Here is a 23,864-nt window from a genome sequence, read left to right as displayed (position 1 = left end):
CCGGGAAGCGGTAACTCGTGATGGAGGGAATTTGTATGGTGAATACGTCCTGTTCGGAGGGGTGTCCCGCCCACGCGAGTCCTAGCGGGCGGCGCGTCTCCCCAGAATCCGTCGCTGTGATGCCGCCGCCGAGTTCACGAGAGTGGACGGGTCACACCCGATCATTGCTCCGGCGCGTTTGACGAATCGTCCCCCGACAAGCACGGAATCGACATTGCCCTCGTGGGCGGCGAGAACCGCGGACGCCACCGGATCGAGCACGGGCGCCACATTCAGGTCCGTTGCACGCACCAGGATGATGTCGGCCTGCTTACCGGGAGTGAGTGAGCCGATGCGATCGCCCTGCCCGATCGCTCTCGCCCCCTCGATGGTGGCGAAAGCGAGCACATCGTGCAGGAGCAGCTGCGCTTGATCGGCCGCGACGGAGCTGTGACCACCCCCCATCCACGACCGGTGGTAGCCGAAGAGCATTCGCATCTGCGTGAACATGTCTCCGCTGCATTTGGTTTCGGTGTCCCCGCTGAGGCTCGGTCGTACGCCGGCGGCGAGCATGCGGTCGAGGGGGATGTCGCCGATGCCTTGCGAGTTGAGCTCGCAATGCACGCCGATCGACACGGTTGCACCTGTCTCGGCGATCATCTCGAGTTCGGCGTCGGAGGAGCGGCAGCAGTGCACGAATGTCAGGTCGTCGGCGAGCAGGCCCGCCTCGCCGTACTGCGCCACGGCGTGGACCGGTTCGTTGTGCGCGTACGCACCGGCATGCACCGACGTGCGGATGCCCAGGTCACGCGCAAGGGCGAGGTCGGCCTGCCACACCCCGGGCGCCGCCATCTCGGGGCCCCGGGCCGCCATCGCCAACGTCACGAGTCCGCCCGGGTCGGAGAAGTGCTCCTTTTGCAGCCGTTCGATGTCGGCCGGATGGGGGAGCGTGCTGTTCTCCGTCCACCGCCCGTCGTCGAGCAGCGGCCATCCGTGACCGAAGACGGCACGGATGCCGGCCTCACGCAGACCGGTGACCGCAGCGTCGGAATGCTCGGCTGAATTCTGGATGTGAGACCAATCGAAGAGGGTGGTCGTCCCGGAGCTCAGCGCCGAAACCGCGCCGAGGAGGTTTCCGACCCTGACGTCCTCGGGTTCGTACGCCGCGCCGATTCCCCTGAGCATGTCGTCGAAGTATTGGAGGGGGTCGAGTTCGGCGTATCCGTGCCGCATGACGCTCTGCCAGGTGTGGCGGTGAGTGTCGACGAATCCGGGGAGCGCGATCATTCCGTCGACGTCGACGACCTCGACGTCCGATCCGACGTCGATCCGCGAGTCGATTTCTGCGATCAGATCGTCGCTGATCAGGATGTCGGCTCGGTCGAAGTTTCCGATCGCCGGATCGACGCTGACGACCGTTGCTCCCCGGAGGAGTGTGCGGCGTGGTCGGGCATGACTCGGGTCCATGAGTGTCCTGTTCGGAGAGAGGCAGATTGACTGCCCTCAGTCTCATTTTCCCGCGGTTATTTGGGAATGCCGGGTCGCTTATAGTTTGTATCCATGAGCTCGATACAGCGGATCTCCGGCCATCGCGCCAAGCTGGACCTCAACCTCATCGTGTCCTTGGACGCGCTCCTGCGCGAGCGAAGCGTGAGCCGCGCGGCGATCGAAGTCGGTCTGAGCCAACCGGCGATGAGTGCCGCGCTCGCGCGGCTTCGGAGGTACTTCGGCGACCCGCTGCTCGCTCGGGTGGGCAACTCGTATCAACTCACGCCGCTCGCCCGCAGCCTGGTCGAGCGCACGACGGTGGCGATCTCGGCAGTCGATCGAGTGCTCGACGCCGAGCCGGGCATCGAGATCGAACGGTCCAGCCGCGAGTTCACCCTGATCATGTCCGACTACATGCTCGCCGCTGTCGGAGACACCATCACCCGCGACCTGCTGTCGCAGGCTCCGCACCTGCGCATCAACTTCGTGCAGTTGCGACCGGAGATCGTCGATCGTGCATCGGACAGTCTCCGCACCGCCGATGCCCTGGTCGTGCCCCGTGGCTTCGTCAGCGACCTGCCGTCGGTCGACCTCTTCTCCGACCGGTGGGTCTGCGTGGTGGCCGAGGACAACGAGCACGTCGGGGACGCAATACGGTTGGACCAGCTCACCGAGTACCCGTGGGCTGTGTTTCAGACGCATCCCCATGCCGCGACGACACCGCTGCATCAGGTCAGGGCGCAGGGAGTCGAACCGTACGTGCAGGTCGTCGGCGAAAACTATCTGGCCCTTCCGTATTTCGTCGCCCACACCGATCGTATCGCTCTTCTGCCGGAGCGATTGGCGGCCCGGATGAGCGGTGGAATGGGAATTCGGCCGGTCGAATTCCCCTTGACCCTCGCCCCACTGAACCATGCGCTGTGGTGGCACCCGATGTACAACGCGGATCCCGAACACCGCTGGCTCAGAGCGCAACTCGCCAAGTCACTCGCCTGAGTGCCGACCTCGGCGTGGGAGGGCCGCCTCGGGTACACCCGATGCGACCCTCCCGGACACCTCATTCGACGGCGAGACACCGCTTGATCGCCAGCTGGGCATCCTCCCGCGCGGGGGCGTCGGCGCAGGCCCAGGCGATGTACCCGTCGGGCCTGACCAGCAGGCTCTTGACGTCTTCGAGTCCGCTGGGTGCGAGAACGATGTGGCCGCTGTGTGCGCGGACCGGCGCGCCCTGCAGGGCGAGGTCCGCGTAGGTTCCCGCCCCGGTGGCGTCGATGAGGACGAGAGCGTGGTCGCGCAGCATCTCACCCATCCTCGTCGGACCGCTCCCGGTGACGAGATCCAGATCAGGACAGCGGTATCCGACCATCGGATGCTGGCGCGAATCAGCAGGGTAGGGGAAGGACAGCCCGTTGAGTTCGAGTCCGATTCGACGATTGACCTCCGGAATGGGCAACAGTTCGCGCTCGAACATCCGCTTGAACGCCACCCCCTCCGGCGTGAAGTCGAACTGGACCGAACACTGCGCTGCGACACTTCTCAGCAGCGCCTCCGCCACCGGGCGGCGTTCGGCCTCATAGGTTGCCAGGAGCGCCGGCCCTGCGTGTTCGTTGATGACCGCGGCGAGTTTCCAACCGAGGTTGAACGCGTCCTGGATGCAGAAGTTCATCCCGACGCCGCTGGCAGGATAGTGGATGCGGGCCGATTCACCGACGAGGAATACTCGACCCTGCTGGAACTTCGTTGCGATTCTGAGCGAATCGGTGAAACGAGACGCCCACACCAGATCGTCGAACGGCAGGTCTTTCTCCAGAACGTCGGTGAGGCATCGGCGGACCTCGTCGGCCGTTACCGGCTCCGCCGCCGGGGCGTGCCTGCGCTCGGCATGCACGATGTTGAACCGGGTGATGGACTCGTTCTCGCCGAAGGGAAACGAGGTGACCCAGCCCTTGTCGTTGTCGATCATCCGCCGTGCTTCGGGCCAGGGCCTGTCCATTCTCAGATCTGCCACGATTCCGGTGAATGTCGGCCCGTGTCCCTCGAAACCGAGACCGAGCTGCGACCGCACGATACTTCGCCCACCGTCGGCGCCGACCAGATAGTCGGCCGACAGGCTCACGGGTCCGTCCTCGGCCGCCGCGGTCACGGTCACGGCGGTGGACTGCTGGACGACGGATTCGACAGTCACGCCGTGCTTGACGACGACTCCGAGACGGAGCGCTTCCTCGAGCAACAGTTCCTCGGTGTGATTCTGGGGAAGAACCAGCCGAAACCCGAACCTCGATTCGAGGTGGCGCCATTCCACGGGTTGCATCCCGGCCCAGATATGAACGGGAATCAGTGGGTTGGAGCGAATGGTCGCGGCCCTGTCGATGAACGTCTGCGCAAGGCCCCGGGAATCGAGTAGCTCGAGAACTCTCGGCAGAATGGTCCCGGCCCGCGACTGCACCGGCTGTGTTCGACGTTCGAGGACGACGACGTCCACCCCGGCCCGGGCCAGTTCGGTTGCGACCGTCAGACCTGACGGTCCGCCACCGACGACTACTACTCGAGCGGTCATTTCGAATCAATCTCCTTGTTGTACGGCATGGCGGGAAGTGAGGGTGTGTGGCAGGACCGTTCCAGGTGTTCGTGCAGGAAGGCGGCGACTTCGGCGATCGTGGCCTCCGTGTCGAACGCGGGGTCCTCGTGATTGGCACCCTCGAGCAGGTGCAGGCGCACCGTCTCCCCGCGGCGTCGAAGTTCCTGTGCCATCCGCCGGCTCTGTTGCACCGACGTGACCGAGTCGCGTGTTCCGTGGAGCAGGAAGACCGGCACGTGGATGTCGTGTGCCTTCGCAAATGGGCTGATGGCGGCGAGTTCACGATCGCTCACCGTCGACTCGTCGACCCCCAGCAACCGGGCCCTCAGGTAGCGAGACGACGGCGGTGCGGGGACCCCCGCCGGCCAGTCCTGCTCGAGGATCTCGTGCGGTATCGGCGAGCCCGCGTCCGGACGGTCGAGGTCGCCCCGGGAGGTGAGGTCGTAACATCCGAAGTAGCCGACAACGGCCTGCACGGGTGGACCGGGCAGATCGTGCGGTGCCCGCGGAATCGCTGCACCGGTGGCGGCCAGAAGCGCGAGATGGGCGCCCGCCGACGCTCCCCAGAGAGCGACACGAGTCGCGTCGACCCCGAAGGCTTGCCCGGGACCTTTCAGCCACTCGAGCGCGGTCGCGATGTCGATGATCTGGGCGGGGAGGGGAGCCGCGGTGGAGGGGCGGTAGTCGATGCTCGCGACGGCAAATCCGTGCCGCGCGAGCCGCTCCGCCCGCGCGGCATGACTCTTGCGCGACCCGATCATCCAACCACCGCCGTGCAGATAGAGGACGACGGCGGGGGCGGCAACGTCGATCGGCAGAGTCAGATCGAGTCGGAGGACGTGCCCGCCGGGACGCCCGAACGCGATGTCGGGGCAGGATTGGATCTCGTATCGGGCGGGCTGCCCGACCGGGGTTCTCACGTTGACGTCACCTCTTCGCCTGGTCGCGGGTCCACTCGGCGATGTGGCCCGTGGCTCAAGGGTGGCGGATCAGGGAGTATTCGGGAATCGGCAGTTCTATATGGAGGGAATCCATCAGGCGAATAGCTTCAGTTCGGGGTGATATTCGGTGTCGGCGGAGGACAACAGGACCCGGCGCGGCATACTCTGTCGTCGTCTCGCGCCTCCCCGGGCCGACATCGTTGAAAGATGGTAATTCCATGACAGATTCACGGATCGCGTCCCTGACTCCCGCCGAGCTGGACGTCGAGCAGAAGGCGTTGTACGACAGCATCGTGACGGGCCCGCGCGCACAGGGGCACCAGCTGTTCGCGCTTCACGACGACCAGGGCAGGCTCAACGGGCCGTTCGGGTTGATGCTGCACGTGCCCGGACTCGGCTCTGCGCTGCAGGAACTCGGGAGTGCGGTGCGGTATCGGACGGCGATGACCGCCCGGATCAGAGAAATCGCGATACTCGCGGTCGCGGCCGCAACGGAGTGCGAATTCGAACGCTACGCGCACGAACGGGTCGGACGCGCCGTCGGGCTGAGCGACGAAGAGCTGACGGCACTTCGGAGTGGCGAGTTCGGTTCTGAAGACGCCACCGAACAGGCTGCGTACCTCGTCTGCCGGCATCTGCTCGAGGGCGCCAACACCCTCGGAGACGAGGAGTTCCGTCGATTCGAAGCCCGCCTCGGTCACTCGGCACTGCTCGAACTCGTGGTCCTGGTCGGCTATTACCGCACCTTGTCACAGCTGATGAGTGTCTTCGACGTCGGGGCACCGGAGGGTGGAGGCGACGAGTAGACAATTGCACCAGCCGGATCAGCGCCGGCGGGGACGGCGCAGCCGGAGCCGGCTGTAGGTGACGACCGCGAGCACGCAACTGATGAGCACCAGCATGGCGATGTTGAGCAGCCACCACGATGCGGCGTGCTGCCAGAGCGTATCGGGCTCGGTGCCCGTGGCGTTCGTGCGCAGGTCCACCGTCGAGGCGGCGGCCGCGAATCCCCAGCGGGACGGGAAGAGCCACGACACCTGTTCGAGCACGGCGCGTCCGGTGATCGTGATCAAACCTCCGCACATCACCAGCTGCACCATGATCGTGACCACCAGCATCGGCATCACCTGCTCGTTCGAGCGGGCCACCGACGACAACGCCAATCCGACCAGGACGCACGAGCAGGTGGTGACGGCGATGTCCACGATCAATTCGACGGAACCGGAGGGAATCACGCTGCCCCGGCCCGGAAAACCCTTGCCCACGAAGACGATCAGCACCATGATCACCGACTGCACGATCGCGGCGGCGCAGAATACGACGATCTTCGCCGTCAAGTAGGCGGACGGCAGCAGCCCGGCGGCACGTTCGCGTTGATAGATCATGCGCTCGCCGACCAGATCGCGGATGGTCAGTGAGCAACCCATGAACGCGGCGCCGAGGATCAGCACGACCAGGATCTGGGTGAGTTCGCCGGATTCGTCGAGGCCCGACGGACCGAACCCGGTGTCGCCGGGCACGAGCACGGCCAGGCCGCCGAGCACGAACGGCAGAAGGGACAGGAAGATCAGGTAGCCCCGGTCGGCTCGGATCAGCCGCGCCTGGCGGCGGACGACGGTACTCAGCTGCTTGCGCCGCGACGTGTGCGCGGGACTGCCGAGAGGTCCGGGCGGGCTCGGTGGTGGCACCTCCACGGCGGGGCGGGTGGCGCGGTACTCGGCGAACGCTCCGTCGGGGTCGGCCACGACGCGGGCGAAGATGTCGGCCCAGTCGGTGCTGCCCAGCGCGGCCCCGACCCGGTCCGGCGGGCCCACGTAGGCGGTCTTGCCGCCCGGTGCGAGGAGCAGCACCTGATCGCACATCTCGAGATACGACAGCGAATGCGTGACGATGACGATGACGCGGCCCGAATCGGCGAGGCGGCGCAACGTCGCCATGATCTGCCGGTCGAGCGCGGGGTCGAGACCCGAGGTCGGTTCGTCGAGGATGAGCAGGGACGGGCCGGTGAGCAACTCCATTGCGACGGACGCGCGTTTGCGTTGTCCGCCGGACAGCCGGTCGACCCTCGTGTCGGCGTGTTCGGACAATTGCAGTTCGTCGAGGACCGTCGCGATCACCTCTTCACGGTCGGCCCGGGTGGTGTCCGGCGGCAGCCTCAGCTCGGCGGCGTAGCCGAGCGCCTGCCGGATGGTCAGCTGCCGGTGCACGACGTCGTCCTGGGGAACCATCCCGATGCGGGAGCGGAGCACCTGGTATTCGGCGTGCACACTGCGTCCCTCGAACTCGACCACACCTTCCGTGGGGCGTTCCGAACCGGAGATGATGGTGGCCACCGTGGTCTTTCCCGCGCCGGAGGGGCCGATCACCGCGGTGAGACTCCCCGGCTGGGCCCTGAACGTGACGTCCTCGAGCAGCCGCCGCCCGCCCTCGATGGTGAGCCCCACGCCGTCCACCCGCAGCCCGCCCGCGGTCGGAGTCACCGCCTGCCGCGGAATGAGCCGGGCCTCCTTCACGATGAGATCGGTGTTGCCGATCGTGACGACGTCACCTTCGGTCAGCTGCGCTCGCGACACCCGGGCGCCGCCGACGAACGTGCCGTTGACGCTCCCCAGGTCGTCGATCTCGAGGCCGGACGGCACGTTGTGGACGATCGCGTGGTGGCGTGAGGCAAGCACGTCCCGGACGACGATGTCGTTGTCGGGTGACCGTCCCACCGTGAGCGATCCCGTCGGGACCGCCGCGTGCGGTGTCGGGGGCGGGGCGCTCGAGGCCCCCACCTCGATCGTCGACTCGTCCCATCGACCGCCCACGTCCTGTCGCGTCGCGTCCGGATCTTCGACCGAGATCCGCACGACCGGCCCCTCGGCCGCGTCGCCCAGCCGGACGAGGACGGGGTTCGTGACGGGAACCTTTTCTCTGCGCTCCCCGTCGACGAAGATCCCGTTCTTGCTGTCGGAGTCGACGAGCTGCCATCCCTTGTCCCAGGTGAGCCGTGCATGCTCGCGCGACACCACGGGATCGACGATCGTGATCTCCATTTGCGGATCCCGGCCGATGCGGACGGCCTTGCCCGCGCCGTAGCTCGCCCGGCCGTGGTCGGTCTCGACCACGACCCGCGGGTGCGCTGTGTTCGCCCGGTTGTCCATCGCCACGGCCTCCGGTCAGCGTCATCGGGCGTAGAGCGTCGACTTCTCCATGGTCGCACGCGCCGCCCAGGGTTCGTCGGGATAACGGTCACTCTCGGTATCCCCGCGGCCCGGAAGTGAGGAACACTGAGCGGGGTGAGTACGTCCTTGGCGAATCCCGGTGTCGGACTGGCTGTGCTGTGCACCGTGATGGTCGTGTGCGCGGCCGTGGTCTACCGCGTCACCCACCTCGGCAGCCCACTCGTCGTGCCCGCCGCTGCAATTCGAGGTGCTGCCCAGCTCGCCGCGGTATCCCTGATCCTGGCTGCGGCTCTCGCGCATCTGTGGTCGTCGATCCTCGTCCTCGTGGTGATGTTCGCGGCGGCGGTGGGAACGTCCGCTCGCCGCGCGAAAGCGGGGCGGTCCGCCGCGTGGCTGGCGCTGTCGCTCGCGGCGGGTGTGGGAGTCGTCTTGCCGTTGATGCTGGTCAGCCGGGTGGTTCCGCTCGAAGGTGTCGCACTCGTTCCCGTCGGCGGGATCGTGCTCGGTGGTGCGATGACGGCTACCTCCCTTGCCGCGCGACGCGCGCTCGATGCGGTCGAACAACGGTGGGGTGAGGTGGAGGCGGGGCTGAGTCTCGGACTCGGCGTCCGGGATGCCCGCATGGAAGTGGTCCGGTCTGCCGCCTCGGATGCGCTGCTCCCCGGGACTCGATCAGACCCGGACCGTCGGGCTGGTCACCCTGCCGGGGGCGTTCGTCGGGGTGCTGCTGGCAAGCGGTTCCGCCGTTCAGGCCGGGGCGGTTCAGATCCTCGTCCTCGTCGGGCTGCTGCTCGCGCAGACGTGTGCGGTCGCCGTGACGATCGAACTGGTGGCCAGGGAAGCCGTTCACCGGCCGAGACTCCACACCTCGCGAACGTGACGGATCCGGGTCTGGCCCGAACGCCGGTCAAGTGCATCGACGGTCCCGCATACTGGTCGGTGGTCGGTCCCTGCTGACGAGGCGGTGTCTTGTGGTGCATCCCGAGGTATTGGTGGTCGGAGCTGGTCCCGTGGGGCTGACGGCGGCGATCGAACTGCGCAGGCGAGGTGTCTCCTGCCGCATCATCGATCCCCTGCTCGAGCCACCGCAGTACGCGAAGGCGGTCGGGATCCAACCCCGCACCCTCGAGGTGTTCGAGAGCATGGGTGTGCTGCGGCACATCCTGGACGCGGCGATCCAGATGCGCGGGCAGATCGTGTACGTCAACGGAGACGAGGTCGCCCGTCTGGAGTTGGCGTTGCCCGCCGACGTCCCGTTCGAATTCATCGGGCTGCCCCAGTACGAGACCGAACGCATCCTCACCGACTACCTGGCCACGTTCGGCACCACGATCGAACGAGGAACCAAACTGACAGCATTCGAACAGGACGACGACGGCGTCGTCGCGACGGTCACCGGTGCGGACGGCGACGAAACCGTCCGAACCCAGTACCTTTTCGGCTGCGACGGCGCCCACAGCGTGGTCCGCAAGGGCCTCGGTCTCACCTTCGAGGGCGGTGCGTTCCTCGAGCAGTACATGCTCGGCGACGTCGAAGTCGACTGGTCGATGCCCCGCGGCTACGGAATCCGGTCGATGCATCAGACGGACGGCGAGACCGATGATCTGCTCGTGTGCATTCCGCTGCCCGGGCGCCGCCGCTACCGGATGTCGATGCTGGTGCCCCCCGACCTCGCCGGCACCGGCACCCCGGCGGCCGACAAGATCGCGCACGGTTTCGAAGCGGGACCGAAACCGGAGCTGAGCCACATCCAGGCCGTGCTCGATCGGCTGTCGCCCGAGCCGACGCGGGCGTCGAACCTCCGCTGGTCCTCGATCTTCCGGATCAGCCACCGCATCGTCGACTCCTACGGGCGCGGGCGGGTGTTCGTCGCGGGCGACGCCGCACACATTCATCCGCCGACCGGCGCGCAGGGCATGAACACCGGCATCCAGGACGCGCACAACCTGGCGTGGAAGGTCGCACTGGCCGTGTCCGGTGCCGCGGCCCCCGATCTGCTGGACAGTTACGACGCCGAACGGCGACCCATCGGGGAGGAGGTGGTGGGTCGCACCGTGCGCAGCGCCCGGGAGGGGATCGGGGCGGGGTCGTCGGATCCCGACTACGTGATCCGGCGCGAGGCCCAACTCCTCATCAACTATGCGGACAGTCCGATCGTCGCCCAACCGGAGTCGAACGCGGCACTCGCGCCCGGCAACCGGGCGCCGGACGCCCGCGGGCTGACCCGTGCCGCAGTCGCGTCTCCCATCAGGCTGTTCACACTCCTCGCGGGACGGAACCACACCTTGCTGCTGTACGCCGACGAATCGGTCGACGCGCGCGGGCTGGAACTGCTCGAGGCCGCGGCGACGTCGGTGCACGCGGCGACCCGGGGACTCGTCGACACGTATCTCGTCGCGTCGCCTTCCGCCGAGGTCGGGGAAACAGTGCTTCCCCTCGTCCGGGACCGTGACGGCGAGTTCGCGCACGCGTACGGCGCGGAGGGGTCCGCCGCGTTCGTCGTCCGCCCGGACGGCTACCTCGGGTTCCGGCAGAGTCCGGTCGCGGTCGACGGTCTCACGGAGTACCTGAAGTCGACTTTCCGCTGAGCTCGGGAGTGGTGGGCAGGCCGCGCCGGATGTCGCCCGGCGCGGGCTTGCCGAGCGGCGCCGCGACCCGGGTGGCCGAATCCAGCAGCCACGGCACGCTCGTGACCATCACCCCGGACGTGAACAGCAACCTGCCTTTGAGGCGCAGCGCATTCTGGTTGTGCAGCAGGTGTTCCCACCAGCGACCGACCACGTACTCGGGGATGAAGATGGTGACGACGCCGTCCGGGATCCGCTTCCGGACGGATTTCACGTACCCCACGATGGGCCGGGTGACTTCACGGTAGGGCGATTCGAGGACCTTCAGCGGCACCGGGACCTCGTACTTCTCCCACTCCCGCTGCAGTTTTCCGGTGTTGTCGCCCAGCACGGTGACGGCCTCCAGCGTCGTCGGATGGGTGGCGCGGGCGTAGGCCAGGGCCCGGGCGGTGGGTTTGTTGAGCACGGACACCAGCACGATGGTGTGCACCTGGGAGGGGAGGGTGAAGCTGTCCTCGTCGACGACGAGAACAGCCGCGATCCGGTCGTAGTGCCGCCGCACCCCGCGCATCAGGAAGAACAGGATCGGCATGGCGATGACCACGAGGTAGGCGCCCTGGGTGAACTTCGTGATCGTGACGATGATCAGGACGGTGCCGGTGAGGACGGCTCCGGTGCCGTTGAGGGCCCGCCGACCGTGGATGAGACGACGTTCGCGGGAGTCGGATTCGGTTGCCAGCACCCGGTTCCAGTGCCGGACCATGCCCGCCTGGCTGAGGGTGAAGGAGGTGAACACGCCGAGGATGTACAGCTGGATGAGGTGGGTGACGGACGCCTCGAACAGGACGATCAATCCGCCGGCCGTCACGGCGAGGAGCACGATGCCGTTGCTGAACGCCAGCCGGTCGCCGCGGGTGTTGAGCTGGACGGGGAGGTACCGGTCGCGGCCGAGCACCGAGGCGAGCAGCGGGAAACCGTTGTAGGCGGTGTTCGCGGCGAGCACGAGGATCAGCACGGTCGCGGCCTGGACGTAGAAGAAACCGAAGTTGGTGGTGCCGCCGAACACGGCCGCCGCGATCTGGGCGATGACGGTGCGCTGCGGATCGGTCTCGCAGTTTCCGGCGAACCCGATCAGATCGCACGGGTTCACCGCGACGTGCACCTTGGTGACGATGGCCAGTGCGGTGATTCCCGCGAACATCACGATGGCCGTCGCCGCCATCGCCATGAGCGTTTTCGCGGCGTTGGCGCTCTTGGGTTTACGGAATGCGGGCACCCCGTTGGAGATCGCCTCGACACCCGTCAGCGCGGTACATCCCGACGAGAACGCGCGCAGCGCGAAGAACACGAGGGCCAGACCGGTCAGCCCGGACAGCTCCGGTTCGATGGTGTACCCGGCACTTTCGGCGACGGGCGTCGAGCCGGCCGCGACGCGGACGAACCCCGTCACGATCAGGATCATCACACCGGCGATGAACCCGTATGTCGGGAAGGCGAAGGTGGTCCCCGATTCCCGGATCCCGCGCAGGTTCATCACGGTCAGCAGCACGACGAATGCCACGGCCAGCGCCACCCGGTGCGTGTTCAGCGCGGGAACGGCGGAGATGAGATTGTCGACGCCGGCCGACACCGACACCGCCACCGTCATGACGTAGTCGATGAGCAGCGCTGACGCCACCGTCAGACCCGCGGACGGACCGAGGTTCTTGGTCGCCACCTCGTACGAGCCGCCCCCGCTGGGGTAGGCGTACACCACCTGGCGGTACGACAGGGCGACCACGGCGAGAAGCACGACGACCCCGACCGCCAGATACGGCGTCAGATAGAAATACGCGAGACCGCCGAGGGACAGGATCAGCAGGATCTCCTGCGTCGCGTACGCCACGGACGACAGAGGGTCGGAGGCGAAGATCGGCAGCGCCAGACGCTTGGTCAGCAGCTGCTCCCCGAGGTCGTCACTGCGCAGCGGGCGTCCCAGAGCCAGCCGCCGGACCGCTCGAACGAGAGCCACCACCAGTTCAGCCTAGAACTAGGCGCTTCGCGCCCGTGCGCCTTTCCGGTTGTTCCCGCTACCGAAAAGGCGCACGGGAAGGCGCACGGGCCCGGAGGGCCTGGTGGATCATGGCCGAATGGACGCTGCCGGCTGGTTCCTGCTGGGCGCACCGTGGGAGTGCTCCGGCTCGGCTCGTGGCGAACAAGCGGCGCCGCACGCGTTTCGGGAGGCCGGCCTGTCTTCGATGGTCGGCCGGGATGTCGGCGACGCCGCGACCGTGATCGATCGCACCGACCGGGACGAACCGACGGGGGTGATCGCACTGTCCGAGACGGTGCGGGCCGCGCACGCGTTGGCGGACGATCTTGCGGTCGCAATGACGGACCTGCCGCGGCGGCGACCGCTGGTGGTCGGCGGCGATTGCAGCATCCTGCTCGGGATCTTTCCCGCGCTGCGCAGGCACCTGGGTTCGGCGGGACTGTGGTTCGTCGACGGGCATCCGGATTATCTCGACGGACTCTCCTCGGACACGGGCGAGACGGCGGACATGGAGCTCGCGATACTCACCGGAGTCGGCACCGAGGCGTTGACCACGCTGGCCGGGACACCCCCGATGGTCAGCGCCGGTGACACCGTCCTGATCGGTCATCGCACCGAGGGCCTGGACGCGGCGTCCGCCGCCGAACTGGTCCGGTTGCCATCCGACCTGCGCCGCATCGACGCGCCGACCGTCGTGCGTGACCCCATCGTTGCAGCTCGGCAGGCTGCCGCATGGCTGGCCGGCACAGGCACCGGGGTCTGGCTGCACCTCGACCTGGATGTGCTCGACCCCGAGTCGCTCACTGCGGTGACGTACCCCCAGCCGGGAGGCCTCGACTGGGATCAACTCGCCGACGTCGTCGCGCCTCTTGCGCGGTCACCTCGACTCGTGGGCGTCAGCGTCGCCGACTTCCGCCCCGATCTCGATCCCACCGGCGACCAGGCGACCCGGGTGCTCGACTTTCTCGGACGCGCCCTGCCGTGAGCGGGAGGATCCGGGTTCCTGTCGTCGTTGGACTGGGTCGGAACCACCACGGATCTTCGTGATCGAGCTCACATCCGTCCCCGTCGGGAATTGATCGCAGGCATGGCACGTTAGTTGAGTGAGTAACGCTCAACTTATAGGAGGCTGAGGAATGCCAGCATTCTTCGGGCCGGAGGGCCCAGGTCGCATCGACATCAGTCGGCTCATGAGTCGCTCCACCCAGGAGCTCATGGCTGCTGCTGCCCGCTTCGCCGCAGGTCGTGGCGATGCGGAACTCGATGCACTCCACGTTCTGCGCGTCATGACAGAACACGATCCCGTCGCGTCTCTGATGCGCCGCGCAGGCGCCGACACGTCGGCCGTCGCCGATGCCGTCGAACTGCGTCTGCCCCAGAGCCGCGACACGTCAGGCTTTGCAACACCCGCACTGAGCGGCGCCCTGAAGACGGCGCTGCTCGAGGCGCACCAACTCGCGCGCGCCCTCGGTTCCACCTACATCGATCCCGAGCACCTCTTCCTGGCGCTCGCCGCGGATCAGGACCACGCCGCCGGACGCCTGCTCGCATCCGAGGGCATCACCCCCGAGCGCCTGCAGACCGCGGTGCAGGGTGGATCGGTGGAGGAGTCGTCGAACTCCGAGACTCCCACGCTCGACCAGTACGGCTTCGACCTCACCGAACGCGCACGCGGCGGCGGAGTCGACCCGGTGATCGGGCGCGCCGACGAGATCGAGCAGACCATCGAGATCCTGTCGCGGCGCACCAAGAACAACCCCGTACTGGTCGGTGAGGCCGGCGTCGGCAAGACGGCGGTCGTCGAGGGCCTGGCCCAGCGCATCGTCGACGGCGAGGTGCCCGACCGACTGACGGGAAAGCGCATCGTCCAGCTCGACCTGTCCAGCATGGTGTCCGGCACCCGGTACCGCGGTGATTTCGAGGAACGCCTGGGCAAGGTGATCGACGAGATCTCCGCCCACTCGGACGAGCTGATCGTCTTCATCGACGAGGTCCACTCCATCGCCGGCGCCGGTGGCGGCGCCGACGGCGCGATGGATGCGGGCAACATCCTCAAGCCGAAGCTCGCCCGTGGTGAGCTGCACATCGTCGGTGCGACGACGCTCGACGAATACCGCAAACACATCGAGAAGGACCCGGCGCTCGAACGCCGTTTCCAGCCGGTGACGGTTGCGGAGCCGAGCGTCGAGGATGCGGTGGCGATCCTGTCCGGTCTGCGTGACCGGTACGAGGAGCACCACGGTGTCCGCTACACGGACGAGGCGCTTTCGGCGGCCGTCGAGCTGTCGGCCCGCTACATCGGTGACCGCTTCCTGCCGGACAAGGCGATCGACCTGATCGACCAGGCCGGAGCCCGGTTGCGGCTACGGATGCCGAGCGTCGATGTCGAGGCTCTGCGGGCGAAGCTCGCTGAACTCGAACAGGCCAAGGAGCAGGCCGTCGCCGACGAACAGTACGAGAAGGCTTCGCGACTGCGGGACGAGGCCATGGAGGTCCAGGCCCGGATCGACGGGAAGGCGGTCGGCACGACCGACGTGACGCCCGAGGTGACTGCCGAGCAGATCGCCGAGGTCGTGTCGCGGGCCACCGGAATCCCGGCCAGCCAGATGACCGAGGAGGAGAAGGAACGCCTCCGCCGGCTCGAGGACGAACTGCATCGTCGTGTCGTCGGCCAGGACGACGCCGTACGGGCCATCGCCCGGGCGGTGCGCCGTAGCCGCACCGGCATGAACGATCCGGATCGACCCGTGGGCAGCTTCCTGTTCCTCGGACCGACCGGTGTCGGCAAGACGGAGCTCGCGAAGGCGCTGGCCGCCACGCTGTTCGGTGACGAGAACAAGATGCTGCGACTCGACATGAGCGAGTTCGGTGAACGTCACACGGTCAGCCGGCTCGTCGGTGCTCCTCCCGGCTACGTCGGATACGGGGAGGCGGGACAGCTCACCGAGCAGGTCCGCCGGAACCCGTATTCGGTGATCCTGCTCGACGAGATCGAGAAGGCGCACCCGGACGTATTCAATACGCTGCTGCAGGTGCTCGACGACGGTCGGCTCACGGACGGTCAGGGCAGGACGGTGGATTTCAAGAACACCGTTCTGATCATGACCAGCAACCTGGGATCCGACATCATCTCCAGCAAGTCCGGTGCGCTTGGCTTCAGCACCGGTGACGCGGAGGCGTCGGAGAAGCCGCTGCGGGATCGGGTGATGGGCCGGTTGCGTGAGTCGATGCGTCCGGAGTTCCTGAACCGGATCGACGAGATCGTGATCTTCCGCAAGCTCGACACCGCTCAGCTGCACCGGATCACCGACCTGCTGCTCGATGACAGCCGGAAGCGGCTGCAGTCCAAGGGCATCGAGATCTCGTTCAGCGAGGCCGCGGTGGACTGGATTGCCGAGCACGGACACCAGCCCGAGTTCGGGGCGCGTCCGTTGCGCCGGTCGATCCAGCGGGCCGTCGACGATCGGATCGCCGATCTGCTGCTCGACGATGTCCTCGTCGAGGGTGGCAGCATCGCGGTCGGAGTGTCCGACGACGAGTTGGACCTCGTGGTCGGCTGATCCCGACGTGAGTGGCAGAGTGTGCTTCGGCACGCTCTGCCACTCACGTGTGTGGGTAGCCCCTTGCCCGCCCTCGCCGTCTCGGATCAGCACCCGGTAATGAGTTGTGCGTCGTGCACTGTCACCTGTGCGGTGTGCAGGGCTGCAGTGTGATCCGGGTGGGCCCGGGGTGCGCTGCCCTCCGCGCAGGAGAAGTGGCCGGATTGCCGCCGACCGCGGTGCGTGCTCGCCTCCGAGACGGTTACCTACTACCCAGCCTGCTTCAGTCGAGCAACTCGACTTCCCAATTCTCCTTCTGCACTTGCAGATCGATTTCCCGAATCTGCCGGGCGAGATCGTCCGCTGTCCGCCGGAGATCCCGGACGGGCAACGCCGCGACGAAGACGAGTTCGGAGCGGAGTTGCCTGCCGTATCGGTCCTGCTCACGTCCGGAGGCGGCATCCGCGGCGGCGGACACCACCCGGTGCCGGATTCGCAGCATGTCGCGGCGGGCCAGTGCGTCCGTGATGGTCGCGTCGCCCAGTGGCGCAGCGGTATTCGTCCGATTGATTCTTCGGACGAGGACCTCCAGGCGGTCCAGGACCTCCTCGAGTTCGACGAGTAGCGCCGCGGCGTCCTCGGCAGGCGACTCGCCCTCTTGATGTCGTGCATTCGTGAGGATGCGCGACTTCAGGTGCTCCACCCGGCGCGTCAGATCGCCGCGTTCAGCCAGTGCCTCAGCCAACTTCATGAGTACCTCCTTTCTCGAAGTCGTTGTAGGGCAGCACAAATCGGGGATCGAACAGCGTCCGGCGGGGAGTGGACGGGTCGCGGCATCGTGAAGGGAGCGAGCGAAGCGCGTCGAACGCGCGGGTGAATTCCCCGAACCGTTGTGTCGGAGAGGTGTCTCGGTGGGCGCTCATGCGCCTTTCGTCGAGTCGAATTCGAGCATCCTCAATAACTACCACATCCCCGCCCGTGTGGCGACACCCAATTCGCCCCAGGTGAGTGCCAAAGTGTGTTCCGCCGTCCGTTGGCACTCACGTGCTGGTGAGGGCGACTATCGTCGAGGGTATGCGAGCGGAAGACGGCGAATTGACCTCCAAGCACCAACCGTTGCTGGTGCTGAGCAAGATCAGGGAGATCCTCGATGCCTTCAGCCTGACGCGTCCGTCGATGACGCTGGGTGAGCTCCACCAGGCGACGGGTCTGCCGACGTCGACGGTCCAACGGCTGGTCAGCAACCTGGTGGCCCAGGAATTCCTCGACCGCACGGGCGACCAGATCCGGATCGGCGTGAAGATGGCGTTCTGGGCCGCGACAGCCACCAAGGGACTCGACGTCCTGGCTGTCGTCACGCCGGTACTGAAGGAGATCCGCGACGCCACCGGCGAGACCGCCAGCTTCTTCCGGGTCGAGCAGGGCTACCGCGTGTGCGTGGCCATCGCGGAGACCGAGCACGCGCTGCGCCGCAACATGTACGTCGGGAAGATCGTCCCCCTGCCCGCGGGATCGGCGGGCCGGGTGCTGCTCGCCTGGAACCCGGACCTTACCGAACAGGTCCTCGCCGGCCCCATCGAGCCGATGACCGAGGGCACCGTCACCGACACGGCGGTGCTGCGCGAACTGATCCACCAGGCCAAGGCGGACGGGTACGCCATCACCGCGGGGGAGCGGGAGGACAGTGCCTCGGGTTTGGCTGCGCCCGTGTTCGATTCGTCCGCCGACGTGATCGGTGCGCTGGCGATCAGCGGGCCGACACTGCGCATGCCGCTCGAACAGTGCGAGAAGTGGGTGGATCTGCTCGTCGGCAGCGCCGAGCAGGTCACCCGGACGCTGGGCGGCCGCTACCCGTCATGAGACCCGCCGCAATCGCGCGTCCGGCTTCGTGCATGGCCACGGCGTCGGTAGCGACGATCACGTCGGCGAACCGGGACCGGTAGTCGCCGAGATCGTCACCGACGGAGCCGACGACGGCGTACACCGGGGACGCGCCCGCGCGGGCGAGGACCGCGGAGATGATCTTGCCCGCCTTCGTCTGTCCGTCGAGCCTGCCTTCGCCGACGACGATCGCCGACGCGTCCGCGGCCAGGGTGTCGAAGCCGATCACGTCGAGGATGTAATCGGCGCCCGAGCGTAGTTCGGCGCCGTACCGTGCCCACATCCCGCCGGAGAACCCGCCTGCCGCGCCGGTCCCGTCGACACTCGACGGGTCGCGGGGCAGGGCCCGCGCCTTCGCCTCGAGTTGCCGCGTGAGGAGTTGCACGGCGCCCGCGTCGGCGCCCTTCTGCGGTCCGAACGCCCTGGCGGCGTCGACATACCGGGTGGTGACGTCGGTCAGCACGGTGACGGAGGCGCCCCGGAGTCCGCCGCCCGTCTCGATGGCGGCGATGGCCCCGGTGCCGCCGTCCGTGGTGGCGGACCCGCCGGCCGCGACGACGATGTGCCGGGCACCGCGCCGGGCGGCGTCGGCGACGAGCATCCCGGTGCCGTAGGTGGTGGCGGTGACCGGGTCGCGGGGACCGTCGTGCGGCGTGGTGATCCCGGAGGCGGCGGCGATCTCGATGACCGCGGTCCCGTCGTCGGACAGTCCGTACGTCGGCCGGCACGGGCTGCCCCAGGGGTTGCGGGACCGGGTGGTGACCGGGCGCAGTCCGAGGGGGACGGTGAGAACGTCGAGGGTGCCCTCGCCGCCGTCGGCGACCGGCAGCCTGATCGCGGTGCCGCCGGACGACTCGACCCCGCCGGCGACGGCATCGGCGACCTCACCGGCGGTGTAGGTGCCCTTGAAACTGTCGGGGGCGATCAGAACCGTCATGAGTTCCAGGCTTCCGGGTTGACCGGATGCGGCGGAATCCGGTTCTGTGCCATGGCCACAGCGTTCTCGGCGCACAGTCTCGCCATCTCGGCGCGCACCGACACCGTGGCGCTGCCGAGGTGGGGGAGCAGGACCGTGTTCGACAGTTCCGCGAGTCCCGGGGCGAGCGCGGGCTCGTCCTCGTAGACGTCCAGTCCGGCCCCGGCGATCTCCCCGGACTTCAGGGCGGCGACGAGAGCAGCTTCGTCGACGACGGGACCGCGGGCCGTGTTGATCAGGATCGCGGAGGGCTTCATCGCCGCCAGCACACCCGCATCGACCAGGTGGCGGGTCTGCGCGGTGAGGGGCACGTGCAGCGACAGGTAGTCGCTGGTGGTGACGAGGGTGTCCCAATCGGTGTGGGTGACGAGTCCGGCGAACTCCCCGAGTTCCGCGTCCGGCACCGGCCGGTCGCCGGGCGGCCGCGGACAGAACAGCACCTGCATCCCGAAGGCCAGTGCCCGTTTCGCGGTCGCCCGCGCGATCCGCCCGAACCCGGCGAGACCGAGCGTTCGGCCCGAAACATCCTGGCCGAGAAGCAGGTTCGGTTCCCATCCGGTGAACCGTCCGGCGCGGACGAACGTGTCGGCCTCCACGGCGCGGCGGGCGGTGGCCATGATCAGCAGCATCGCGACGTCGGCGGTGGCGTCGGTGAGCACACCGGGTGTGTTGCCGACGAGTATCGAGTTCGCGGTGGCCGCCCCGATGTCGACGTTGTTGAACCCGACCGCGTAGTTGGAGATCCCGCGGATCTTCGCGGCGGCCAGGAGGTCGGCGTCGAACGTGTCGCGGAGCTGTGACACCACCACGTCGTAGTCGCCGGACACGCAGACCTCCCGCAGCCGGGCGGCGTCCGGAAGCTCGTCGGGGACCTCGACGCTTCCCGCGGCGCGCAGCAGCGTGAGAGCGGGTTCGGGGATCGGGGTGGTGACGTAGAACCGGGCCGCGCTCATCGGCCGCCGCCGATGACCCACTCGAACGCGGTGGCATTGGAGCGCGCACCCTGGGCGGCCTTGGACCGGTTGGCTTCACCGAGTTCGGCGAGAGTCTTCTCGGACAGTTCCACGAGGGATCCGAACGTGGTGGGGTTCAGCCAGTCCGGGCGGGTGGCGAACAGCAGGTCCTCGCTGGCGGTGTTGCCGCTGGCGCCGGGTGCGAACGGGCAGCCGCCGAGTCCGCCGAGGGCGCCGTCGACGGTCATCGCGCCTGCCGCGACCGCGGCGAGACTGTTCGCGACCCCCAGACCCCAGGTGTCGTGACCGTGGAAGACGATGCCCCGCTGCGGGGTTTCGAGCCGGACCCGGGAGACGAGCGAGTACACCTCGGCAGGGACGGCCTGGCCGAGGGTGTCGCAGACGACGACGTCGACGGCGCCGTGGGCGCGCGGATCGTTGGCGATGTCGATGACCCGCTGCTCCGGCACCCGGCCCTCGAACGGGCAGGTGAACGACGTCGCGATGCACAGTTGGATGCTGCCGCCGACTTCCTGTGCGAGTTCGATCGCGGCGGGCATCGCGGCGAGGCTGTCCTCGGTGGAACGTCCGATGTTCGCCTGGTTGTGGGAATCGGAGGCGGAGAAGCAGTACTGGAAATGGCGTGCGCCGGCGGCGGCGGCCTTCTCCACGTGCCGGGGCGTCGCCACCCACACCCAGCAGTGGTCCAGTTCCTCCGGGGTCAGTTCCGAGATCACCTCGACGGTGTTCGCCATCGGCGGGACGAGGTCCGGGCGGGCCATCGACCCGATCTCGAGCGCGGGCACGCCGAGTTCGAGAAGTCGCCGGGCGATCTCGAGCTTCCGGGCGGTGGGCAGCATCTTGCCCGTCAACTGCAATCCGTCACGCAGGGTGACGTCGCGGAGCAGGGTGCGTGATTCGAAGGACTGCGTCATGAGAGGCCACCTACTGTGTCGTTGACGATGGAGTCGATCTGTTCCGGGGTCTTACCGAGCAGCGTTTCGAGAACCTCCCGGGTGTGCTCGCCGAGGTCCGGACCGACGCTGCGGATGGGCAGCGACTTCCCGCCGATCACCGGGACGATGCCGGGGAACCCGACCTGCTTCGGCTCGGCCTCACCGGTGTCGACGGTGAACTGCTGAATCATGTTGCGGGCCGCGTACTGCTCGTCGCTGCAGATGTCGGCGGCGGTGTTGATCGGACCCGACGGCACCCCGGCGGTATCGAGGATCTTCAGCGCCTCGTCGCGCGAGTACTGGATCGTCCACTCACCGATCGCCGCGTCGAGTTCGTCTCGGCGCGCCCACCGTCCGGCGTTGGTGGACAGGTCCGGGTCGGCGCCGAGGTCGGGGCGGCCGATGATGTCCATGTAGCGCTGGAAGATGGCGTCACCGTTGCCGGCGATGATGATGCTGTTGCCGTCGCTGCAGATGTACGCGTTCGACGGGGCGATGCCCTCCATCCGGCCGCCGACGCGTTCGCGTTTGATGCCGTACGCGAGGTAGTCGGGGATCAGCGACTCCATCATCGACAGGATCGATTCGTTGAGCGCGACGTCGATGATCCGGTGCGGCAGGGACGGACCCTGCGTTCCGGCGACCTTCGCGGCCTCGCGCTGGAACAGGGCCATCACCGCACCGAAGGCCGCGTAGAGGCCGGCGATCGAGTCGCCGATCGACACCCCCACCCGCACCGGTGGCCGGTCCGGGTCGCCGACGAGTTCACGGAATCCGCCCGCGGCCTCCGCGACCGCGGCGAATCCCGGCCGCTGCGACATCGGCCCGGTCTGCCCGAACGCCGAGATGCGGGTGATCACCAGGTCCGGATTGGCCGCGTTCAACGCGTCCGGTCCGATACCCCACTTCTCCAAGGTTCCCGGCCGGAAGTTCTCCAGCAGGATGTCGCACTTGGCGGCGAGGTCGAGGACGAGCTGCCGGCCTTCCTCGGTGCGCAGGTCCAGCACGATCGACTTCTTGTTGCGGTTGATCGTGCGGTACAGCATCGAGGTGTCGCCGGAGTAGAGCCGCCAGTTGCGCAGTTCGTCGCCGGTCTTCGGGCGCTCCACCTTGATGACCTCGGCCCCGAAGTCGGCGAGCATCCGGCCCGCGGTCGGAGCGGCGATGTAGTTACCCAGTTCGAGTACGCGCACCCCGTCGAGTGGCCGAATGGTGTTGTCGGAGAACATGGTGATCCTTAACTGATAGTGACGCTCAGAGAACGAGGCTCATGGGCAGGACGAGCAGTATTGCGACGACCGATGCCACCGATACTCCCACCGAACACGTCTTCAGCGTGCCTCGTGTGGTCTGACCCATCAAGGACTGCAGCAGCCAGAACGTGTTGCTGGTGACATGCACCGCGAACAGGGAGCCGGCGCCGGCCGCGAGGGCGATGAGGACGGGGTCGAGGCCGAGGGTGGGCGCGATGGGTGCGAGGATGCCCGCGGCGGTGATGGCGGAGATGGTCACCGAGCCGACAGCGATGTGCAGGACGGCGGCGACCACCCAGACCATCAGCAGCGGAGCCGCGTGATTGGCGGTGAAGTACTTGCCGAGGATGTCGCCGAGGCCGACCGCGGCGATGGTCGCGGCGAGTGACCCGCCGACGCCGGTGAGGATGAGGATCTGGCCGCTCTCGCTGAAACCACTGGCGATCGCCTTCTGGATGCGGTGCTGGCCGACGCTGAACCGTCCGACGAAGCTGGTGCCGATCAGTCCGATCAGCAACGCGATGAGGGGTTCCGACACGAACGAGACGACCGGATTACTGATCTCGGCGATGTCCAGGATCGCGCCGGTCGCGATGAGAAGGAGCGAGACGAGCAGCGGAGCGAGGAGCAGGATCAGCGGACGGTCGTGTTCGGTCCGCTCGGTGGTGACGGTCGCGGCGCGTTGCGCCTGGGCGACGCCACCGCCGACATCGGGCCGAGGGGTGGTCCCGCCGCTGCCGCCGTCGGTCCACTCGTCCTCTTCGTCGTCGACGACCGTCTGATGGAAGTGCTCCTCGTCCTTCTCCGGGTTCCACCAACCGCGGGTGAACAGGAACGACATGATCGCGACCGATATCGCGACGGTCGGGATCACCAGGATCAGCCCGAAGATCAGCATCTTGCCGAGCGGCACACCGAGAAGTCCGGCGAGGGCGAGGGCGCCGACACCGGGAACCATGAGGACGATGCCGCACTCCAGGCCGATGGCGAGGGCGGTGGCCATGCGTGCGGTCCCGACCCGGCCGACCTTCGGTGCGAGGTTGCGGGCGAGCGGCGCCGAGATGACGAGCAGGACGTCGAGGAAGATGGACTGCAGCAACGTCGCGATCGTCAGCGACATCGCATAGGGCATTCGTTTCGGCCCGAACACCCGCAGAAGCGTTCCGACCAGGCGCTGGATCGCGCCCATTTCTTTCAACATGGCGCCCATCAGGACGCCGAAGGCGATCAGGAGTCCCACTTCGGCCATGATGTCGCCGAAACCGGTGCTGATGACTTCCACCGTTTCGGCCGTGCCGAGTCCCGTCGTGAGTCCGAGGTAGGCGGATCCGACGACCAGTGACACCACTGGGTTGAACTTGAAACGCACGATCATCAGAACGACCGCCGCAACGGCGACCGTGGTGTTGATCAGGATTGCTACGTCTGACATGTGCGCGTCCTTATCGAGGAGGCGGGGCAGTGACTGGTGTCACAGGTACACCCATATTATGAGCACACACTCACGATATAAGCAATGGGCCTCCGGCCCCGTGTGGGTGGGATACTCGACGC

At 67.5% G+C, this 23,864-nt stretch carries 17 protein-coding genes and 1 pseudogene; 7 read left to right on the top strand and 11 right to left on the bottom strand.

Annotation, left to right across the window (positions count from 1 at the left end):
- Nucleotides 1–81 precede the first annotated feature (81 nt).
- Nucleotides 82–1,446 (bottom strand): amidohydrolase family protein, encoded by a 1,365-nt coding sequence (locus DTA22_RS24495; protein ID WP_112301194.1) that lies wholly within the window; start codon nt 1,444–1,446, stop codon nt 82–84.
- A 93-nt stretch (nt 1,447–1,539) separates the two neighbouring features.
- Here DTA22_RS24495 and DTA22_RS24490 point away from each other — a divergent pair, with 93 nt between their 5' ends.
- Nucleotides 1,540–2,463, top strand: a complete 924-nt coding sequence (locus tag DTA22_RS24490) for a LysR family transcriptional regulator (protein WP_112301193.1) — start codon at nt 1,540–1,542, stop codon at nt 2,461–2,463.
- A 61-nt stretch (nt 2,464–2,524) separates the two neighbouring features.
- Here DTA22_RS24490 and DTA22_RS24485 read toward each other — a convergent pair whose 3' ends face one another.
- On the bottom strand, nt 2,525–4,024 hold the full coding sequence (locus DTA22_RS24485) for an FAD-dependent oxidoreductase (RefSeq protein ID WP_112301192.1): 1,500 nt from the start codon (nt 4,022–4,024) through the stop codon (nt 2,525–2,527).
- Nucleotides 4,021–4,965: an alpha/beta hydrolase gene (locus DTA22_RS24480; RefSeq protein ID WP_112301191.1), complete on the bottom strand. Its 945-nt coding sequence runs from the start codon at nt 4,963–4,965 to the stop codon at nt 4,021–4,023. The genes DTA22_RS24485 and DTA22_RS24480 overlap by 4 nt, the downstream gene beginning before the upstream one ends.
- Before the next feature lie 239 nt (nt 4,966–5,204).
- Between DTA22_RS24480 and DTA22_RS24475 the strand changes: the two genes are divergently transcribed.
- On the top strand, nt 5,205–5,792 hold the full coding sequence (locus DTA22_RS24475) for a carboxymuconolactone decarboxylase family protein (RefSeq protein WP_112301190.1): 588 nt from the start codon (nt 5,205–5,207) through the stop codon (nt 5,790–5,792).
- 18 nt (nt 5,793–5,810) lie between these two features.
- Here the strand turns inward: DTA22_RS24475 and DTA22_RS24470 are convergent, their stop codons facing one another.
- Nucleotides 5,811–8,132, bottom strand: a complete 2,322-nt coding sequence (locus DTA22_RS24470; protein ID WP_037230455.1) for an FHA domain-containing protein — start codon at nt 8,130–8,132, stop codon at nt 5,811–5,813.
- A gap of 135 nt (nt 8,133–8,267) precedes the next feature.
- Between DTA22_RS24470 and DTA22_RS24465 the strand changes: the two are divergent.
- Nucleotides 8,268–9,033, top strand: a pseudogene (locus tag DTA22_RS24465) (ABC transporter permease).
- A gap of 91 nt (nt 9,034–9,124) precedes the next feature.
- Entirely contained in the window at nt 9,125–10,741 is a 1,617-nt protein-coding gene (locus DTA22_RS24460; protein ID WP_112301189.1) for an FAD-dependent monooxygenase, read from the top strand.
- Here DTA22_RS24460 and DTA22_RS24455 read toward each other — a convergent pair.
- Entirely contained in the window at nt 10,710–12,734 is a 2,025-nt protein-coding gene (locus DTA22_RS24455; protein ID WP_112301188.1) for an APC family permease, read from the bottom strand. The genes DTA22_RS24460 and DTA22_RS24455 overlap by 32 nt on opposite strands.
- Before the next feature lie 115 nt (nt 12,735–12,849).
- Between DTA22_RS24455 and DTA22_RS24450 the strand changes: the two genes are divergently transcribed.
- Nucleotides 12,850–13,737: an arginase family protein gene (locus tag DTA22_RS24450; RefSeq protein ID WP_112301187.1), complete on the top strand. Its 888-nt coding sequence runs from the start codon at nt 12,850–12,852 to the stop codon at nt 13,735–13,737.
- Between the two features lie 151 nt (nt 13,738–13,888).
- The gene (locus DTA22_RS24445; RefSeq protein ID WP_112301186.1) at nt 13,889–16,312 is read left to right on the top strand and encodes an ATP-dependent Clp protease ATP-binding subunit; all 2,424 of its coding nucleotides are present in this window, start codon (nt 13,889–13,891) and stop codon (nt 16,310–16,312) included.
- Nucleotides 16,313–16,574: 262 nt separating this feature from the next.
- Here DTA22_RS24445 and DTA22_RS24440 read toward each other — a convergent pair whose 3' ends face one another.
- Nucleotides 16,575–17,042 carry a DIP1984 family protein gene (locus tag DTA22_RS24440; RefSeq protein WP_112301185.1) on the bottom strand — a complete coding sequence of 156 codons (468 nt, stop codon included), beginning with the start codon at nt 17,040–17,042 and terminating at the stop codon, nt 16,575–16,577.
- A gap of 323 nt (nt 17,043–17,365) precedes the next feature.
- Between DTA22_RS24440 and DTA22_RS24430 the strand changes: the two genes are divergently transcribed.
- Nucleotides 17,366–18,151, top strand: a complete 786-nt coding sequence (locus DTA22_RS24430; RefSeq protein WP_037230440.1) for an IclR family transcriptional regulator — start codon at nt 17,366–17,368, stop codon at nt 18,149–18,151.
- On the opposite strand, the gene DTA22_RS24425 is transcribed toward DTA22_RS24430, so the two are convergent.
- The 5 genes from DTA22_RS24425 to DTA22_RS24405 are packed head-to-tail and all read right to left on the bottom strand — an operon-like array spanning nt 18,117 to nt 23,742.
- On the bottom strand, nt 18,117–19,109 hold the full coding sequence (locus DTA22_RS24425) for a glycerate kinase (protein ID WP_112301183.1): 993 nt from the start codon (nt 19,107–19,109) through the stop codon (nt 18,117–18,119). The two genes, DTA22_RS24430 and DTA22_RS24425, sit on opposite strands and share 35 nt — an antisense overlap.
- Nucleotides 19,106–20,101: a 2-hydroxyacid dehydrogenase gene (locus DTA22_RS24420; protein WP_037230435.1), complete on the bottom strand. Its 996-nt coding sequence runs from the start codon at nt 20,099–20,101 to the stop codon at nt 19,106–19,108. Before DTA22_RS24420 ends, DTA22_RS24425 begins: the two co-directional genes overlap by 4 nt.
- Nucleotides 20,098–21,036, bottom strand: coding sequence for a hydroxymethylglutaryl-CoA lyase (locus DTA22_RS24415; protein WP_112301182.1), 939 nt, complete (start codon nt 21,034–21,036; stop codon nt 20,098–20,100). The genes DTA22_RS24420 and DTA22_RS24415 overlap by 4 nt, the downstream gene beginning before the upstream one ends.
- Nucleotides 21,033–22,286 carry a CaiB/BaiF CoA transferase family protein gene (locus DTA22_RS24410; protein ID WP_112301181.1) on the bottom strand — a complete coding sequence of 418 codons (1,254 nt, stop codon included), beginning with the start codon at nt 22,284–22,286 and terminating at the stop codon, nt 21,033–21,035. The genes DTA22_RS24415 and DTA22_RS24410 overlap by 4 nt, the downstream gene beginning before the upstream one ends.
- 25 nt (nt 22,287–22,311) lie before the next feature.
- Nucleotides 22,312–23,742 (bottom strand): GntP family permease, encoded by a 1,431-nt coding sequence (locus tag DTA22_RS24405; RefSeq protein WP_112301180.1) that lies wholly within the window; start codon nt 23,740–23,742, stop codon nt 22,312–22,314.
- Nucleotides 23,743–23,864: the final 122 nt, after the last annotated feature.

The organism is Rhodococcus wratislaviensis (assembly GCF_900455735.1).
Taxonomy (GTDB): domain Bacteria; phylum Actinomycetota; class Actinomycetes; order Mycobacteriales; family Mycobacteriaceae; genus Rhodococcus_F; species Rhodococcus_F wratislaviensis.
The sequence above is the reverse complement of the archived record's forward strand: the minus strand, read 5'-3'. Positions and strand labels throughout refer to the sequence as shown.